The organism is Acinetobacter sp. WCHA39 (genome assembly GCF_002165385.1).
Taxonomy (GTDB): Bacteria; Pseudomonadota; Gammaproteobacteria; order Pseudomonadales; family Moraxellaceae; genus Acinetobacter.
Genome location: NZ_NHRP01000037.1, coordinates 1 through 19633, shown reverse-complemented (window position 1 = coordinate 19633; position 19633 = coordinate 1). Strand labels below are relative to the sequence as shown.

General features: G+C 40.9%; 10 protein-coding genes and 2 pseudogenes. 4 read left to right on the top strand and 8 right to left on the bottom strand.

Going from position 1 to position 19633, the window contains the following annotated elements; genetic code table 11:
* Window positions 1-152: 152 nt before the first annotated feature.
* From CDG56_RS14335 to CDG56_RS14320, 4 genes are all read right to left on the bottom strand, one after another.
* The gene (locus CDG56_RS14335; protein WP_050040697.1) at window positions 153-776 is read right to left on the bottom strand and encodes a MarC family protein; all 624 of its coding nucleotides are present in this window, start codon (window positions 774-776) and stop codon (window positions 153-155) included.
* Between the two features lie 415 nt (window positions 777-1191).
* Window positions 1192-2067 carry a hypothetical protein gene (locus tag CDG56_RS14330; protein ID WP_087548276.1) on the bottom strand — a complete coding sequence of 292 codons (876 nt, stop codon included), beginning with the start codon at window positions 2065-2067 and terminating at the stop codon, window positions 1192-1194.
* 292 nt (window positions 2068-2359) lie between these two features.
* Window positions 2360-4000 (bottom strand): YadA-like family protein, encoded by a 1641-nt coding sequence (locus CDG56_RS14325; RefSeq protein WP_087548275.1) that lies wholly within the window; start codon window positions 3998-4000, stop codon window positions 2360-2362.
* A 60-nt stretch (window positions 4001-4060) separates the two neighbouring features.
* A complete protein-coding gene (locus tag CDG56_RS14320; protein WP_087548274.1) occupies window positions 4061-5623 on the bottom strand; it encodes a YadA-like family protein in 1563 nt (520 codons plus the stop codon).
* Between the two features lie 452 nt (window positions 5624-6075).
* On the opposite strand from CDG56_RS14320, the gene CDG56_RS14315 reads away from it, so the two are divergent.
* On the top strand, window positions 6076-6426 hold the full coding sequence (locus tag CDG56_RS14315; protein ID WP_087548273.1) for a transposase: 351 nt from the start codon (window positions 6076-6078) through the stop codon (window positions 6424-6426).
* 13 nt (window positions 6427-6439) lie between these two features.
* Here CDG56_RS14315 and CDG56_RS14310 read toward each other — a convergent pair whose 3' ends face one another.
* From CDG56_RS14310 to CDG56_RS14295, 4 genes and pseudogenes are all read right to left on the bottom strand, one after another.
* Window positions 6440-7264: a hypothetical protein gene (locus CDG56_RS14310; RefSeq protein WP_087548272.1), complete on the bottom strand. Its 825-nt coding sequence runs from the start codon at window positions 7262-7264 to the stop codon at window positions 6440-6442.
* A gap of 394 nt (window positions 7265-7658) precedes the next feature.
* Complete coding sequence (locus CDG56_RS14305; RefSeq protein WP_143225730.1) at window positions 7659-9362, bottom strand: ShlB/FhaC/HecB family hemolysin secretion/activation protein; 1704 nt, start codon at window positions 9360-9362, stop codon at window positions 7659-7661.
* Between the two features lie 81 nt (window positions 9363-9443).
* Window positions 9444-12151, bottom strand: a pseudogene (locus tag CDG56_RS14300) (filamentous hemagglutinin N-terminal domain-containing protein).
* Window positions 12152-12333: 182 nt separating this feature from the next.
* The gene (locus tag CDG56_RS14295) at window positions 12334-13365 is read right to left on the bottom strand and encodes a LysR family transcriptional regulator (protein WP_087548271.1); all 1032 of its coding nucleotides are present in this window, start codon (window positions 13363-13365) and stop codon (window positions 12334-12336) included.
* 197 nt (window positions 13366-13562) lie between these two features.
* Here CDG56_RS14295 and CDG56_RS14290 point away from each other — a divergent pair, with 197 nt between their 5' ends.
* The 3 genes and pseudogenes from CDG56_RS14290 (at window position 13563) to CDG56_RS14280 (ending at window position 19458) form a co-directional block, all read left to right on the top strand.
* A complete protein-coding gene (locus CDG56_RS14290; protein ID WP_087548270.1) occupies window positions 13563-14786 on the top strand; it encodes an efflux RND transporter periplasmic adaptor subunit in 1224 nt (407 codons plus the stop codon).
* 5 nt (window positions 14787-14791) lie between these two features.
* On the top strand, window positions 14792-17971 hold the full coding sequence (gene adeG / locus CDG56_RS14285) for a multidrug efflux RND transporter permease subunit AdeG (RefSeq protein WP_087548269.1): 3180 nt from the start codon (window positions 14792-14794) through the stop codon (window positions 17969-17971).
* Between the two features lie 10 nt (window positions 17972-17981).
* Window positions 17982-19458 (top strand): annotated as a pseudogene (locus tag CDG56_RS14280) (efflux transporter outer membrane subunit).
* Window positions 19459-19633: the final 175 nt, after the last annotated feature.

Below are 19633 nucleotides of genomic sequence, written 5' to 3'. Positions count from 1 at the left end.
TGTATAAAACATCATCAACTATTTTTATGATAGATCGAAACATTATTTCAGTAGGATTACATATAGACCCTTTTTATTAGATTTTATCTAAAATTAACAATGTGTTATTAACTAGATAAATACTCATCATATAAAATTTTATATCTAATAATTTAATTTAAATTTGTAGATTGAATGAGTCCCATCACGCCATTAACAATCATATCGACAGCAATTGTACCGATCAGTAAGGCAGATAAACGCCCCATAATGTCAAAGTAACGATCAATATACTTCGCATGCTTGTAGCGTAAATGATCGTGTCCGTATTTCATCGCGATAAGAATACTGCAAGTTAACGCCAATGTGAGGGCAATCACAGCAATTGCTCCTCCAAATGGAACACTCACGCCTGTGACAACCGCAGCACTAATTGTTCCTGGTCCGATCATAAAAGGCATAGCAATCGTACCTGCTAAATGCTCAGGAGCACCACGCATTTCACCGATTGTTTCTGCACCCTGAAACACATAACGATAACCAATGACAAGAAAAATTAGTCCACCAAATATTTGGAAAGATTCAAATCTTACATTTAGGTAGCGACTAAAAATATTCTCGCCCCCCCATGCAAATAATGCAAAAACAGCAAAAGCAATTAAGCTCCCTTGAATCAATGCTTTATTAAATACTTTTACATCGGTATTCCGAATCATCCCGACCATGTAGACACTCATCAGGAACGGATTCAGTAATGAAAAAAACAATGCAAATGCATGGATATAGGGTGAAAACATAAAACTCCCGTTATTACGATTAATACCTAAACTTCGTTCTAGTTAAAGTAAATGAGAATAGAATTTCAAAACGATTCTAACTGATTAATCAAACAAAGAATGCATATGCTGCGATTCAACACTTAAAAAACAGTATCATCGCTTGAATCCACGTATCTTAAATTAGTTAATTTAAAAAAAACTCATAAGTGATACAGGCAAAAAGTGCGATCAAATAAACAGCGAAAAACTGATAAATAGTTTTTTATGAACCTTAAAATCCTAAAAACTAACCAGTTTGAATATGTTCGCATATTCATATTTCTTTAAATTTGTAGCGCTGTATATAACTAGTATTGAAAATGTAAAAAGGCGATAAAAATATTTATCGCCTTCTATTTCATAAAAAATACATTAAAAGTGAAAAGACATTCTTTTAAGGTTCATCACCTAAACCAAAACCGCCGAAAGTAGGACTTTCAGTATCACCTTCACCCAAATCAAAACCGCCAAAAATAGGAGGCTGATCTGTAGGATTGGTAGACGAATTATTATTCGATCCAGAATTATTATTTCCTGTCCCCCCTGTACTTGATGTTGGAGGAGCACCATCTTTAGTTGAAGGATATTGGTCGATTAAAAGAATTGTACTTAATGGAGCGCACTGTGTTCGCTTACTCTCATTTTCATCATCGTAACTAGATGCATATAACTCTTTTGAGTACTGTGTATGATAGCTTGCAGTCCAGTTTTGTAAAATATTAGGTAAATTAAAAGAATAATAATATGTTCGAGACTCATTCGGTTGATAGGTATTCACCGTTTCATCATTTAAACAATAATCTGTTTGAGCTTTCTTCGATGTTTTTGTTCCTGTTAACTGAAAAGCAGCATCACAACTATTAATATATTCATACATTGGCGCTGATGTATTATTTTTAACAACTACTTTTAATTTATATCTCACCTTTAAACCATTATGGATACTTAGGAGATCCATTCTATCGCCCATCACCATTGGAGAAAATGGTGCATAGTGACTCACAAATTGAATTGTACGCTCAATACCATCACAATTTTGCGTAACAGGATTAGGATATGCAACTGCATATTCTGCATCATCCTCCATTCGATCAGGGTTAATATCTGGCTGAGGTTTGGGAACTGGACTTTCAGTTCCAACAGATAAACCACCTGTGCCTGTGCCACCTAAACTAACACCAACACTAAAATTACCATTCTCATCTGTACAGCCTGTAAAAAGTAACGTCCCCATTAACATCAAGCAAAGCTTGGAATGTATATCTGCCATTCATATTGCCCCAATCAGCCTTATTATCGATATTTTTCACAGATGATGTCTTATCACCTGTTTTATAGATTTCAAAATATTTTAACAGATACTTAAACCAACTAAATTGCTCAGATATAACAATCTATCAATCAAATAAGCTGATTTAATCGAAAAATAAAAAAAGGTTACTTCCATGCTGAATAAAAGTAACCCAAGAGGAGCAAAAAAAAGAGAATTTGAAATTAAAATTAGCCAATCCACAACACTCAAATTCTCTTTATTTTTGAATCTTCATTTAGACTATGTAGCTCTAGAATGAATAACTTAAACCAATCCGTCCTCCCACTTCATTTCCACCTGCAAAGCCTACAGCACCACTCAAAGAAACTCGATTCGCAATAAAAGAGGTCACAACACCCACTGAACCTGCTGTTTCTCCTTCGTAATGACCAACACCTGCAAATAAAGCAATTTGACCAGAACGGATATTGGGTACAGCTTGTTGTGCAGCTAATGCAATTGCTACACCACGGTAGGCACTTTTCTCAATATCATCTAAACGACGGCTTGCTTGATCGATACGACCATCTAAACGATTCACTTCACTAGTGCGAGTTGCTGCTTCTACATCAATACGATGATTTAATGCAAGGTCAGCATCTGCACGCGCTGCTGCTTCAGCCGCATCACCAGCGATACGCGCTTGCGCTTCAGCATTAACTGCACTAATACGAGCCGCTTTTTCTGCATCATCACCTGCTATACGTGCTGCTTTCTCTGCTTCATCGCCTGCTAAACGCGCTGCTTTTTCAGTTTCATCTGCTGCTGCACGTAATTGAGCTTCATTATCGATGGCTGCTGTACGAGCAACAATTTGGGCTGCATCAGCATTCGCACGCTTTTGTGCTTCATCATTCAGTGATGACTGTAATGCAGTATCTCCTGCTGCACGTGCTGTAGCCTCTGCAGCAATTGCATTTATTGCACCCGTATCAGCCGCAATACGCTGCTCTTTCTCTGTTGTCAATAAACCATCAGCAATAGTAATCAATTCAGCGCCAGAAGTTAGACCTGCAATCGCATCATTCAACTGAGACATGTTAATGGCATCTTTATCATCCACACCATCCGTCACCTGAGTAATACGGCGAATTGCCCCTCCTAAAGCACCACCAACACTGACCGTATTTTCACTACTTGCTCCTTGACCCTGTGTGTCAGAGCCATAGCCTATCGCAACAGAGTTTTTATCATCAGCAATAGATGTCCCAGGAATGCCTGCTGCACCAGCACCACCAGAACCAAGCTGAATTGAATCTTCAGTTGTCGCTGTCGCATGACTACCTATCACAATAGAATTTAAGCCTGATCCAGAGGATTGGGCACCGATACGTAGTGCATTTTCACCAGCTGTTTCTGCATTATAGCCTAGAGTCGTTGCATTTTTAGCATTTGCATAAGTCTGACTTCCGATCGCGGTAGCAGCATCATTACCAGTCCAAGCCCAATCACCGAATGAAGTTGCTTGATTTCCGGCAACCTGATTGTGCCCACCTACTGAAGTCGCATTTTCACCATAAACTTGAATACTATTACCTACGGCAATGCTGCCCAGCTTATCTGTTACAACATCCGCACCTACAGCAATACTGTTATCCCCATGAGTATTTTGAAAGTTCCAACCACCCATTGCTACAGAGTTATTGGTGTCATTAGTATTATTTCTGGAACCAGCCACGAAACTATTTTGGCCAGTGGCACGGTTGAAATAACCAATCGAGGTACTATTATTATCAACAACATTTCCTTGTCCGACAGCAATCGTATCCGTTCCACTGACATTGTTTCCACCAGTCCCACTTCCAGTAGGGCCTTCTACGACTTGTGCGGCAAAGGTATTGCTGGCTATCATAGCCATAGCAATCACCGATAATTGAAAAGTTTTTTTCATTACATCATCCTTCTTATTGTGACTAATTTTGACTCAGTTTTTAATATAACTAAGCCCAACTTAGTTCCCTCCGATGACATAAGCGACGCCTGCACGACCGCCAAATTTCCCACCATCTGCAACACCTACGGCACCACTTCCAGAGAAACGGTCACTAAATGATGTCACAACACCAAATGCACCAGCAGCCTCTCCTTCGTAATATCCGACTCCCCCAAATACAGCCACTTGCCCTGGCTGAATGCTTGGAATCGCTTGTTGTGTTGCTAAAGAAATCGCAATACCACGATTTGCGGTGGTTTCAACATGATCTAAACGTGTGTTTAATTGATCAACACGTCGATCTAAACGGTTAACTTCAGAGATACGAGTTGCTGTTTCAGTATCAATCCGTTTTCCTAAAGCAATATCGGCATTGTTACGTGCTGTCGCCTCAGCAGCATCTCCTGCAATACGTGCATCTTTTTCAGTATTAATTGCTGCAATACGTGCTGCTTTTTCTGCTTCATCACCAGCAATTCGTGCTGTTGCTTCAGCTTCGTCTCCCGCTATGCGTGCTGCTTGTTCTGTTGCATCGGCATTAGCACGGAGTTGAGCTTCGTTATTGATTGCAGCTGTACGTGCAGTCGCTTCATCTGCATCTGCTTTTGCTCGAAGTTGTGCTTCATTATCAATTTTTGCTTGTAAATCAGCATCACCAGCTTCACGTGCAGTTTTTTCAGCAGCTAATTTATTGGCTTGATCAGCATCACCTGCTTCACGTGCAGTTTTTTCAGCGGCGATTTTATTATTAATTGCATCAAGATCTGCTTGGCTTGGTGCTGTATCAACACTCGCAAGTGCATCTTTTAATTGTTTGACATTCACGGCATCGTTATCGCCAATACCATCAGCGACCCAAGTCATACGACGATCACCAATTGAAACCGTATTTTCCACATCATTGACTGTGCCAGCGCCGATCGCCACAGCACCTTTAGCAGTGGCTTTTGCACCATTTCCTAACGCAATCGCACCTTCTGCACTCGCCTCAGCAGTATTACCAATAGCAATCGAATTTAGACCACTCGCAGCAGCATTACTGCCTGTTGCAATCGCATTATTTGCTGTTGCTTTTGCACCAAAACCAAGGCTTGTTGCATACTCACCTTTTGCTTCTGAAGTTGAACCAATCGCAGTTGAACCCGTACCATTTACAATAACAGAGTCACCATAAGCACTTGCCTGCTCACCTGAAATTTCAATATTTCCACCGACAGCAGTTCCCCAAGTATCGTGGACCGTAATATTGTTACCTACCGCAGTATTTGCTTGCGCTTCAGTCGTATTATCACTACCTACGGCAACGCTGTAATGTCCTTTAACCGTATTATTATTTCCTACGGCTACAGCACCATTCGCTTCCACAGTATTATCTGTTCCCCCAACAAATCCTAAGCCACCGCCACTGCTATTATTATTTGTACCAATCACAGTGGTATCGCCAGCTTGGTTATTCGTTCCAACAACAGTGGTATTTGGCCCTGTTGCAGTATTTCCTGTACCAATATTGGTTTGAGCTGCATATACATTCGCAGCCAATAACGCTGTTGCTATCACTGATAATTTAAAAGTTTTTTTCATTAGGTTGTCCTTTTGCAAACTCATTAATTGTTGATAAATATTGATTTTTAAAGAATTAAAAACTCAGATCTATGGATTCTGTCGTATGAGTCATTAAAATCAATATTTAATGTGTAATCTGCACATATTTAAAAAACTAACATATAGTTTTAGTGCACGCAATAGTGCAAATTTTTTTATAAAAAAAGCTTGATTTAGATATAAACAATTAATTTTTATAGTTTAAAAGTATAAAAACTGGATAAAATTGTATGATCTGAAATAAAAAATATTTTTTAAATATGTTCAATATGTACATTATTGGAATTTAATGATAGATTTTGGGGTGTTAAAAACTTGAGCAAAACAGTCGGGAAATTACCGCGTAACAACAATTTATCTGATCTCAAAATTATTTTGATCTTCTAAATTCATCGGTAACGTAACAGTATAGGAAGTAGCAAGAAATTTTTATGCGAGCTCATTCATTAGAACTTCGAAAGAAAGTGATGGCGGCTTATCGTCAAACAAAACATAAATCTAATGTCTGTAAACAATTTAATATTGCGCGTTCCACTTTAGATGAATGGATTTCTTTAGAGAAAAATACTAAAGATCTCAAACCACTACCTGCTATTCGTAATGGAAGAAGATTCTCAATTAAGGACTTAAAAAGCTTCGAAGAATTTATTGATTCAACGCCTTACCATCAAATTAAAGATTTACTTGAACCTTTTGAACAGCATTTTGGTTATAAAATTTCTTATTCCATACTTTGGAGAGGTTTAGATAAGATAGGAAAAGTCAAAAAACAAAAAACTTAACATTTATAATATCTTATTCATTATATTGATAAACACCAAGCCGAAAACGTTTGTTGGCTTCAGGATTAGCTTCATCATTTTTACAATGATCGATCGCTGCCGAGATGATCGCTCTAGACATTAAATTCCACAGATCAACGCTCAATTGATTTAATTTTTCTACTGACTCTTGACTCAACTCATCTGCAAATATCGCTTGCTCTAAAAAATTTGTATTTTGAGTTAAATTGCTAATTCCTGCTGACAAATGATCCGAAATATTTTGAGTAAATAACTGTTTACTTTCATCAGCTTGTGGATTTGGAGTAAAACTTGAATTTTGTAAAATCACATTGTCATTTTCTTCTACAACAATACCTAAGCGTTTCAATTCTAATAAAATTGATTTAGGGTGCTTTTCTGAAGAAATCTGTTTAACTAGACTTTCAAAACTATTCTCTTCACCTTGAAAGGGAATCTGCAAAGGTAATTTTTGATTGATCCATACACCAACAACACGCGCAGGAACGCTGATCGGTAATTGTAAATTAAACTGATCTACCAGTGTATATTCACCATAAGTTTGGCAAAAACTTCTCACATCACGACGGTTTAATCCTGACAATAGGCTAATCGCTGAATCTGTTTTCTTTTGTTTAATCGATTCTAACTCTTTAATCGCTTCATTATAGAACAAAGCTTTAAGCGCTGTGGTGAACTCATTGTAGCCAATCCCAGATTTAATTAGCCAATGAATGAGCTGAGGCATAATGCTGATAACATGCTCTAATGTTGTTTCAGTATCATGAGACAACATCGTATCTTCAGCAACAACTAAAGCTGACGTGTCTTTACTCATGCAAACTCCAATATCCAACACAGCATAAATAGCTATTGAGATCAACCATGACTTCAGTCTTAATTATTTGGTATCACTCGAACGATGTAAGTATAGAATTGTAGCCTTTTTTTTGAAAAATTATGTATATTTTTACTGCGTAATAAAAACATTTTATAAATAATCAATATATTTCAAATACATAACAGACGAAAATCGAATAAATTCAGATTATATCTGTCTATAGAATCTGAACAAATGTGACTGAATCACATCAGTCACATTTCTTATATAACAAGCATATTGAGCTTAATTAACAGTTATTTTCAACATACAGTTCATTTTTCTGTTTCTACTCACAAAAATCACCCTTATCAATAACTTTTACTACACTTAAGCATAGGATTATTCTTAATCAAAACCGCCAACCAATTTGAAATGCAAAACGAGGACTCCTGTCGGTATCACTTTTAGCAGCAGATGTATTACGCCAAGCTAGAGTCGTACTATAATCCCAATATTTATAGTTTCCTGCTAAACCAATTCCTGTACTTGCTAAAGATCGACTGTTCTTTTCATTTAGATAAGCATTTTTATTTTGTTGAATATGCCCAATATCATGAAATAAAAATGTATTGATACATGGCAAAAATTGATAATAATAATTCATTGATGCTGCCCAGCCTTGATCCCCAAGACCTTCCGCCGCAGGATAAGCTCGCATTTGATGAAATGAAAATTTTTCGGCTGAATCTAAATTCTTAGAAGAGAATTGTCCATATAACTCTCCAGTAAACCAAGATGATTCACCCAAACGTTGTTGCCTAGAAAGCTTCCACTCATATTTATTAAAATTGCCTTGTGATTTTGCAGATAAGCGATCTATATTTAGTGCTGAAGGACTTTTGATATTTAAATGACCAATCGTAGTCATAAATTCTAGCTGATTAATCCCACCTCTTGAATTTCCTATGCCCCATTCATCTAAGCGCGAGAAGTTGAGCGCAATACGACTTGCACCTATCTTTTTTAGGGTTTCTGTATCTGTTGCCGCGATCTCATCAAAGAGCTTCCTTTCTTCAAAGGATAATTTCAAATTAAGATTCTTTTTCTGACTTCGAATCGCTGGATAAATAAAATTTAAATTATAATTTTCAGATATCCCTTTTGCTTCAAGTAATTCGAACGATTCACCTAATTTGTATTCAGTTCTGCTATAACCTCCTCCAAGGATTAAGCCATTTCCAGTGATTGGGAATTGTGCATTTATGCTTCCTGAAACCAAATTCTGATCACTACTGAGTAGTTGAGCAGAAATTTTTTCTCCATATCCCATAAAACTATTACTTTCTAAATATCCTGAAAAACGATATCGTCCCGTGTAGCTACTTCCCCCATTATCAATTCCAACTCTACCTGATATAGCTTTCTGACCAAGAATATCTAGTACCAAATCTGTTTGTCCTATCTGTTGTCCAGCTTGTAAATTTGCTTGAATTTGCCCAACACCAGATACATCTGAAATCAGTAATAAAGTTTTATTCGCCTGTTGTTGCTGTAATGCTTGATTGACTGGAATTTGATTTGTATAACGATAGATAATTTTATCTTGGATGCTTGATTGGTTATTTAAAATAACTTTACCTAATTGCCCCTCTAATACTCTGATAATTAATACGCCATTTTCTAATTTTTGTTTTGGTAGATATGCTTTTGCCAAGAAATAGCCTTGTTTTTTATAGAACTGAGTGATCTCATCAGTTGTAATTTGTAAGTCAGCAAGAATATTATTTTTATTTTCTAAATGACGAACTAAATCATATAGAAGTTCAGTCTTAATTTGATGATTCCCTTCAATTTTAACCTTACTCACCCAAATTGGAGTTTGATCTCGACTATAATTTTGTTGTATAGCATCAACATCAAAATACTGCTGATCAGTTTTTGCATCCTTTGGGAATGATTCTGGGCTGAGTTGCTTGGTAATTGTTCCACTATCAGGAACAACAACTTCAGCATGAACAAAAGACGAAATCCCTAAAAGAATACAAACATTTGGGATAAAAAAGAGCGTTTTTAGATAACCCTTTCCTAGTATTTTATAGAAGTAAAATTCCATTTTTCTCTAAATTTATTAAAAGCTCATATGAAAGACAAGAAGCTTTGCTTCTTGTCTGAAAAATATAAAATCTATTAAATGTTAATGATTATAGCGTAGCCACGGCGTCGTGTTATTTTCATCAATCACCCAAACTGATGTTGAGTTTGCATCTGATACATTCGCAATATCCCAATTTGCAAATGTCATCATTTGTTGAAGTTCAGCAGTCGTTTTTCCAACTCCACCCGCACTAGTGAGTTGACCTGAGGTTTCTGTATTCCAGTAGCTATTGATAATCTGTGAATATTGACCTTGACTACCAACCAATCCCCCAACATAGCTACTTCCTAAACCACCACTAGAAACAGAACCCGTTGAGTAACTATTATATATCGTTGCGTTATTATGCCCCACTAAACCTGCAGAATCACCACGATCTGAATACACATACCGGTAGCATAACTATTTGCTATCGCAGCATTTGAAGTATTACTTTGATATGAAGCAGCAACGAGCCCACCTGCATTTTGTAAAGCGTATACATCGCCTGTAGCATAACTATTTTGGATAGTCGTTGATTGATTTCTCGTTGATCTAGAGGTTCCAACTAAGCCACCTACTGAAGAAACTTTAATGCCCCCCACATTTCCAGAAGCAAAACTGTTAGTGATATTCCCGACATTCGCTCCAACCAAACCACCAAATACCTGCCCACCTAAAGTTGGATTCACTGCCTGTATATTTCCAGAAGCACTACTGCCGAGAATATCACCAACATTTGAGCCAACCAAGCCCCCAACAATAAAAGTTCCTTCCACTATACCTGATGATGAACTATTAAAAATAACTGAGCCATTTATTTTATTGTCAAGTTGATCAATCGTTCCATTAGCTCCAATCAGTCCACCAACAGATGCTGCACCTTTAACTTGCGCAGATGAGTGAACATTTTTAATAATGCCACCTAGTTGTACCCCAGATAATGCACCAACCATTATTGTTCCTGAGATACTTCCTCCATCTAAATTTATATCTCTAATTGTATTAGATGCTGCACCAAATAATCCTACACCTGAAAGTGTTTGATTTTCTATCGACTCTATTGCAATAGGTTGATTAATTGAAATATTTTTAATCGAATGGCCTAAGCCATGAAATTGACCTTGGAAAATATTACCCGTTACAGTTGTACCATCATTTGTCATATGGGCTTCTCCAATTGGAGTAAATCCTAACCCACCATTCCAGTTCACCGTATCCGAGGCATCAATATCACTACCTAATACATAATTCCCTATAAGATTATTATTTATCCCTTGTAAAGTATTTATGTTTGCATCACCTTCTTCACCTAAATTATTGATCACAATATAGGAAGTGCCATTAATTAAAAGCGTTGGTGAAGAACCACTGATATTAATTTTAGCACCATTATTTAAGTTGTAATCAGCACCTACACCATAGTTCATAGCGAGTTTGGCTTTATCACCACTTAAGTCCAAATCACTATTAAAGTTAATATCTTTACTTGCGGTCAGTGTCAGTGCAGTATTGGCATTCCAACTGGTAATATCATTGACATTAATATTTCCTTGACCCTCTGCTGTACCAATTGCGTTCAAAGTGACATTACCTTTGTTTAAGGCATCACCTAATGTGCTACCAATCACAGTCCCACCATAGAAATCGACATCTATATTTTTGGCTTTTAACTCCCAACCGCTCGTGGTCGGCGGTAAGCTTGTTGTTGTATTACGCTGTGTCGTGATACTGGTGCCTAAATTAATATGTACCTCTGCAGCAGAAGTTTTAATTTGCCCACCATTACCACCATTAGGTGCTGAAGCATCTAGCGTACCGCCGACATTCAGTTTACCACTGGTTAAATCACTACCTAGCTCAATCACACCACGAACATTATTCACTGTTTGGGCTTGAATAATACCAACACTATTGACCACTGCATTGCTTAATTCATCAATACCTTTTGCCGTCAGTACAACTTTACCACCATCCGCCTGAATCATTCCGCCTGAGTTAATAAGAGCTTGCGCCTTACCTTGATTAATGGTGTAACCCAACAAACTACCATTATTTAAATTTAGGGTAATATCACCGCCTGCTACCAATAATACATTGCCTTGCGGTGCTTTGATCGTGCCTGTTTGTTTTACTGTCGGGGCAATCAGAGCCACTGTACCACCTGTAGGCACGGTAATTTTTCCTCGGTTCTCAACAACTTTGTTGTTACTCGTATTGCTAAAATTAAATAGGTTGTTATTAAAATCACTGTTGCTTAGATTTAAGGTGGATGCTACTAAACCCGCTGTATTGACCTGTGAAGTACTCCCAAATAGCACGCCATTTGGGTTGATAATAAATACCTGTCCATTGGCATTTAATTGACCATTTAGAGTTGAAGCACTGGTACCCGTAACTCGGTTTAAAGTAATCGAGCTACTATTGGGCTGCACAAAATTCACAATTTCATTGCTATTAGTCGAAAAGCTACTCCAATCAATCGCAGCTTTTGATGTTGACTGGTTAATAGTTGTGGTCGTTCCTGCAGTTGAAATACTCGCTGTGCCTGAACTCACCACCCCACCTGTTGGTCCTGCAAATGCAATACTTGCACTCAAAACATTCACAGCAAAAAACGCTGCTAATTTTGTAGTAAAGCCTAGGGTAATTTTGGATTCTTTTTTTGTTGCAGTTTGCTCTGCGGCAATGCCCCCTTTTGCGATTTCACTCACAACTTGCCAGCAAAGATGTGTAGAATTCCATACTAATCGATAAATTTTATTCATGAATTTTCCTATTGATTTTTAATATTTTTTTCAACTTTTTGTTGAGTGTTTTTTTTACCATATTTTTTATTTTTCTTAATTAATTTTCAGACAAGTAACTATGATAATAGAAACTATTTTAATTATTCCAAGATCGATTTTATAAACTCAAAAATAAAAAAAATAGCTTTTTGAAATTCTATTTAAGTCTTTAAGGTCCGAGCTTCAGCAATATTATGCTGCTCGACCAAAGTTCGAAGGGTATATTCATGGTTGCTTTTCTGATCGCAGGCAAATGCACATTTTTCATCTAGCGGCAAAGCACTACCACCTAATAATGGACAACTAGCAAATAGCTCCGCTACCCAATCGACAAAGACTCTTACTTTTTGTGATAAATGGCGACTCTGTAAATAAACTGCTGAAATTGGCATTGGTGCAGGTGTCCATTTTGGCAATACTTCTTTTAACGTTCCTGCCTCAAAATGATTGGTCAGCATATAACGTGGACCTTGAATCAAACCAAATCCTTGCAGCGCCAAATCGATATAAGCATCGCCATCATTGACGGAAACCTGTCCATTGACACTAACACTTTGGATTAAGTCATCGACCACAAAATCCCAGTCAAAGTTGCGCCCTGTACGGCTGGAAAAGAAATGAATGGCTTGATGATTTTTTTGTAAATCTTCAAGTGTCTTCGGTTCACCATATTTTTCTAAATAACATGCTGATGCTGCCGTAGCACACTGGAACGTACCAATACGGCGGGCAATCAAGCTCGAGTCCTGTAGCTCTCCCACCCGAATTGCGCAATCCACCGCCTCACCGACCAAGTCCACAGGACGATCATTCATGCCTATGACCAGATCAATATCGGGATAGCGGTTATGAAATTCTCTTAATCGTGGAATTAGAATCAAACGACCAATCGAGACAGGCACATCAATACGTAACCGTCCGCGCGGTCCTCGTTCCTCATCATGGAAGGATGCCTCTATATCTTCAACATCGGCCAGAATTCTTAGTGTTCGGTCATAATACACAGCACCATCTGGTGTTAGGCTAAGCTTACGCGTGGTGCGATTCAGTAAGCGAACTTGTAAATGTTTTTCTAAAGCCTGAATCGTGGTCGTGACCGATGCACGTGGTAGTCCAAGGCTATCTGCAGCCAGACTAAAGCTGTTGGTTTCAACCACTTTATTGAAGACTTTCATTGCATGAAATAGATCCACACGCCCACTCCTCATTGCTGCATTTTTTCAGTTTCACACAACAATTATTATAAAAATACGAATAGTGTTATCAAATTTAGTATATTTATTCGTAATTGACAAACTTTTATGCTCCTTTCATTCCATAAACCTGTTTCTCCCATACAGACCAAAATAAAAAGTCTGAAAACAGGGATTCAAATAACCAGGAGCATCCCATGTCACTTTCTCGCAAACAGCTAATGCTGTCTGCCGTCATTCTTGCCATTTTCACAACAGGTGGCAGTTTTATTCTCTTCCAAGAAAATGCAGATGCGAAAGCCACCCCCACAGCAAGTGCAGCACCTGCTGTAACCGTTGATGTCGCTAGTGTTATCAGTCAGACCATCACCGACTGGCAAGAATATTCAGGGCGGCTTGAAGCCATTGATCAAGTCGATGTTCGACCCCAAGTTTCCGGGAAACTCATTGCCGTGCATTTTAAAGATGGTAGCTTGGTCAACAAAGGTGAGCTGCTCTTCACCATTGACCCTCGCCCTTTTGAAGCAGAGCTGAATCGAGCCAAAGCGCAACTGGCTTCTGCGGAAGCACAAGTGACTTACTCTTCAGCTAACTTAGGCCGCAACCAGCGTTTAATCCAAAGTAACGCAATTGCTCATCAAGAACTCGACCAAGCGGAAAATGAAGCCCGCTCAGCCAATGCCAACTTACAAGCAGCCAAAGCCGCAGTGGAAACCGCCCGTTTAAATCTGGAATATACCCGTATTACTGCCCCTGTCAGTGGACGTATTTCCCGTGCCGAAGTCACGGTAGGTAACGTGGTTTCAGCAGGCAATGGTGCCCAAGTTCTCACCAATTTGGTTTCGGTGTCGCGTCTGTATGCTTCTTTCGATGTCGATGAACAGACTTATCTAAAATACATCAGCAATCAACGCAATTCAGCCCAAGTTCCTGTCTATTTAGGTCTCGCCAATGAGTCTGGTTTTAGCCGTGAAGGTTATATCAGTTCCATCGACAATAATCTAAATACTACCTCAGGTACCATTCGGGTTCGTGCCACTTTCGATAATCCCAAAGGGGTGATGCTCCCTGGACTGTATGCCCGCATTCGTCTGGGCGGTGGACAACCTCGTGCAGCGATTCTGATTAGCCCGACTGCGATTGGTGTCGATCAGGACAAACGTTTTGTGGTTGTGGTCGATGCGAAAAACCAAACTGCATATCGTGAAGTTAAATTGGGTGCACAACAAGATGGTCTACAGATCATCAATAGTGGTCTGCAAGTCGGTGATCGAATCGTGGTGAATGGTTTACAACGTATCCGTCCGGGTGATCCTGTGAGTCCACATCTGGTCTCCATGCCGAATCCTCAAATCATCACAGATAACACAGCACAACAACCTCAGCCTACAGAAAAAACCCCAACTTCGGCAAAAGGTTAATCCGCATGAATATTTCTAAATTCTTTATTGATCGTCCGATCTTTGCTGGGGTGCTGTCCGTCCTGATTCTACTGGCGGGCTTACTCTCCCTTTTCCAACTGCCTATTTCTGAATATCCAGAAGTGGTGCCACCCTCTGTGGTGGTACGTGCCCAATATCCGGGTGCCAATCCTAAAGTGATTGCTGAAACGGTTGCTTCTCCGTTGGAGGAATCCATCAACGGTGTAGAGAACATGCTGTATATGCAGTCTCAAGCCAACAGCGATGGCAACCTAACCATTACCGTCAATTTCAAACTCGGCATTGATCCCGATAAAGCCCAACAACTGGTCCAGAATCGGGTTTCTCAAGCCCTGCCACGTTTGCCTGAAGATGTACAACGTCTCGGTGTGACCACACTAAAAAGTTCACCGACCTTGACTATGGTGGTGCATCTCACCTCACCCGATAATCGCTATGACATGACCTACTTGCGTAACTATGCCGTGCTCAATGTCAAAGATCGTCTGGCACGTCTGCAAGGTGTGGGTGAAGTCGGTCTATTTGGTTCAGGCGATTACGCCATGCGCGTGTGGTTAGACCCACAAAAAGTGGCTCAGCGCAATCTCACCGCCACCGAAATCGTCAATGCGATTCGTGAACAGAATATTCAGGTTGCCGCAGGAACGATTGGTGCAGCGCCCAATAATTCACCTTTACAGCTCTCGGTGAATGCGCAAGGTCGTTTAAGTACCGAACAGGAATTTGCCGATATTATTTTAAAAACGGCAGCAGATGGTGCGGTAACGCGCTTGGGTGATGTTGCCCGTGTTGAACTGGCCGCTTCACAATATGGCTTACGTTCATTACTGGACAATAAACAGGCGGTGGCGATTCCAATTTTCCAAGCACCGGGTGCAAATGCCTTACAGGTCTCGGACCAAGTGCGTAGCACCATGGCGGAACTGTCCAAAGATTTTCCTGCCTCGATTAAATACGATATCGTTTACGACCCAACCCAATTCGTGCGTTCAAGTATCAAAGCGGTGATTCATACTCTGCTTGAAGCGATTGCACTGGTGGTTGTGGTGGTGATCCTGTTCTTACAAACATGGCGTGCCTCAATCATTCCTTTACTGGCAGTGCCTGTTTCAATCATTGGTACCTTCGCCTTAATGCTGGCCTTTGGTTATTCCATTAATGCCCTGTCACTGTTCGGGATGGTGCTCGCTATCGGGATCGTGGTTGATGATGCCATTGTGGTGGTGGAGAATGTCGAACGGAATATTGAAGCAGGACTCAGTCCACGAGATGCGACTTACCGTGCCATGCGTGAAGTCAGTGGACCGATTATAGCCATCGCATTGACCTTGGTTGCCGTGTTCGTCCCGCTGGCCTTTATGACAGGATTAACGGGGCAATTCTATAAACAATTTGCCATGACCATTGCCATCTCAACCGTGATTTCGGCCTTCAACTCACTCACCCTGTCACCTGCTTTGGCAGCCATGTTGCTGAAAGGTCATGATACCAAACCTGACTTCCTTACCCGCGTGATGAACCGTGTCTTCGGACGCTTCTTTGCCCTGTTTAACCGCGTATTCTCACGCGCATCGGATCAATATGGTCGTGGCGTCAGTCGGGTGATTTCACATAAAACCTCAGCGATGGGTGTCTATGCAGTACTACTCGGTCTGACCATTGGGATTTCTTATATCGTTCCGGGTGGCTTTGTCCCTGCACAAGATAAGCAATACCTGATCAGCTTTGCCCAATTGCCGAATGGTGCCTCACTAGATCGAACCGAAACCGTGATTCGTAAAATGAGTGATGCGGCACTGAAACAACCCGGCGTAGAAAGTGCAGTGGCCTTCCCTGGTTTATCGATTAATGGCTTTACTAACAGCTCCAGCGCAGGGATTGTGTTTGTGACCTTAAAACCATTTGCTGAACGTAAAGCAGCCGATCTTTCAGCCAATGCTATTGCTGGTGCTTTGAATCAGAAATACGCCGCGATTCAAGATGCGTATATTGCAGTATTCCCGCCACCACCCGTGATGGGTCTCGGCACAATGGGCGGCTTTAAACTCCAACTCGAAGATCGCGGTGCTTTAGGTTATGCCGATTTAAATAACGCAGCCCAATCCTTTATGAAGGCGGCACAATCTGCACCCGAATTGGGGCCAATGTTCTCCAGTTATCAAATCAATGTACCGCAATTGAATGTTGATTTGGATCGGGTCAAAGCCAAGCAACAAGGTGTTGCCGTGACCGATGTATTTAATACCATGCAGATTTACCTCGGTTCACAATATGTGAATGACTTTAACCGCTTTGGTCGCGTCTATCAGGTACGTGCCCAAGCTGATGCACCGTTCCGTGCCAATCCCGAAGATATTTTACAGCTTAAAACCCGTAACAATGCTGGGCAAATGGTGCCGCTGTCTTCTCTGGTCAATGTCACTCAAACCTATGGCCCAGAAATGGTAGTGCGTTATAACGGCTATACCGCAGCTGATATTAATGGTGGACCTGCACCGGGTTATTCATCGAGCCAAGCCGAAGCTGCAGTTGAGCGAATTGCCGCTGAAACCTTGCCGCGTGGGGTGAAGTTCGAATGGACCGACTTGACCTATCAAAAGATCTTGGCAGGTAATGCTGGGTTGTGGGTATTCCCGATCAGTGTGTTATTGGTGTTCTTGGTTTTGGCTGCGCAATATGAAAGCCTGACCTTGCCATTAGCCGTGATTCTGATTGTCCCAATGGGTATTTTAGCTGCACTGACTGGCGTTTGGCTCACAGGCGGTGATAACAACATCTTTACCCAAATCGGCTTGATGGTACTGGTCGGGCTGGCCTGTAAGAATGCCATCTTGATCGTGGAATTTGCCCGAGAATTGGAAATGCAAGGCGCGACCGCATTTAATGCTGCGGTTGAAGCCAGCCGATTACGTTTACGTCCGATCTTAATGACTTCAATCGCCTTCATTATGGGTGTGGTTCCACTGGTCACATCAACAGGTGCAGGTGCTGAAATGCGTCATGCCATGGGTGTTGCGGTGTTCTTTGGTATGATCGGAGTGACCTTCTTTGGTTTGTTCCTGACCCCTGCCTTCTATGTATTGATTCGTACCCTGAACAGCAAACATAAACTGCATTCGGCAGCTGTGCATGAAGCACCACTGCACAGTTCACACGATCATTAAGGAGCAGGATATGACAGGATTTAAATCCCACTGGATACTCTCCTCACTCATGGGAAGCCTGCTGCTTGCAGGCTGCTCATTGGCACCTGAATATCAGCCTGCCAAAGTAGTTGTTCCGCTACAATTTAAGGAAGCGGATGCCAAACTGGATGATCCCAACTGGACCGTCGCGCAACCTGCCGATGCACAGTCTCGCGGTGAATGGTGGACGATTTTTAATGATCCCCAATTGAATGATCTGGAACAGCAGGCCATTGCGGGTAACCAGAATTTAAAGGCAGCCGCGGCCAATATTCAGGCCTCACGCGCTTTAAGGTCTGCTGCGCAAGCTGAACGTTTACCCAGTATTGGGGCAGGTTTTGGGCCAACCCGTCAGAAGCCCTCACCCGCTTCTTTAGGACTTGATTCGGATGCATCCACATCTGCACGTACCTTATGGCGGGCACAAGCCAATGTCTCTTATGAACTGGACCTATTTGGACGGATTGCTAGCAGTGTCAATGCAGCAACCGCAGATGTGCAGCAACAGGAAGCCTTGTATCATTCTGCACTGTTAGCACTGCAAGCAGATGTGGCGCAGGCGTACTTTCTGATTCGCCAATTCGATGCTGAGCAAGCCATCTATGCGCAAAACATCAAGTTACTGACTGAGAATCAAAATTTGATTCAAGCACGTTATCGCAATGGTCTCGTCAGTGATCTGGATGTTTCTCGTGCGCAAACGGAACTCTCTACCACGCAAAGCACTGCACTCAGCATTACACGGAATCGAGCCAGTACCGAACATGCATTGGCAGTATTACTTGGGAAAGCGCCTGCCGAATTTAGCTTAGCGATTCACCCCTTGTCTGCTACTGCGATTCGCCTGCCTGCGTGTTTGCCTTCGAGCTTGCTTGAACGCCGTCCCGATATCGCTGCTGCTGAACGGGCTATGGCCGCCGATAATGCACGCATTGGTATTGCCCATGCTGCCTTTTTTCCCAAACTGGATCTCACTGGTGCGCTAGGTTATGAATCAGCAAGTTTAGGAGATTTGGGTAAATGGTCGAGTCGAACTTTTTTACTCGGCCCTGTCGCGGGCACAATTTTGTCTTTACCGTTATTTGATGGCGGACAACGTAAAGCAGGAGTTGCCCAGGCACGTGCAGGCTATGAACAAAGTGTAGCCAATTATCGGCAGACCGTGCTGAATGCTTTCCGTGAAGTTGAAAATGGTTTGTCTGATCAGCGTATTCTAGATCAACAAATACAGGCACACGTACAAGCACTTGCGTCATCCCGACATGCCAATCAGCTTTCACATTTGCATTATCGTGAAGGCAGTATCAGCTATCTGGATGTGATTGATTCGGACTGGAATCTTGCAGCAAGAGCAACTCGCTGCACAGCTTCATGGCAGTCGAATGATTGCTAGCGTAGATCTTATTCGGGCTTTAGATGTTGGTTGGCATGAACCTAAGCTGCCGAGTCATATGCTATTGTTTTAATGAAGAGATTTAAATGTATATTGCTTCTTTGAAGTTCCAATTTAACTAAACGTTAAAAAGCCAATTCTTAAAGACATGCAATTAATTTATAATTTCAACTCTGTACACGACAAAAAAAGATAACTCATTGAAATAATGGCATAATACTTGTTTTCTGACGACGAATATGATGACA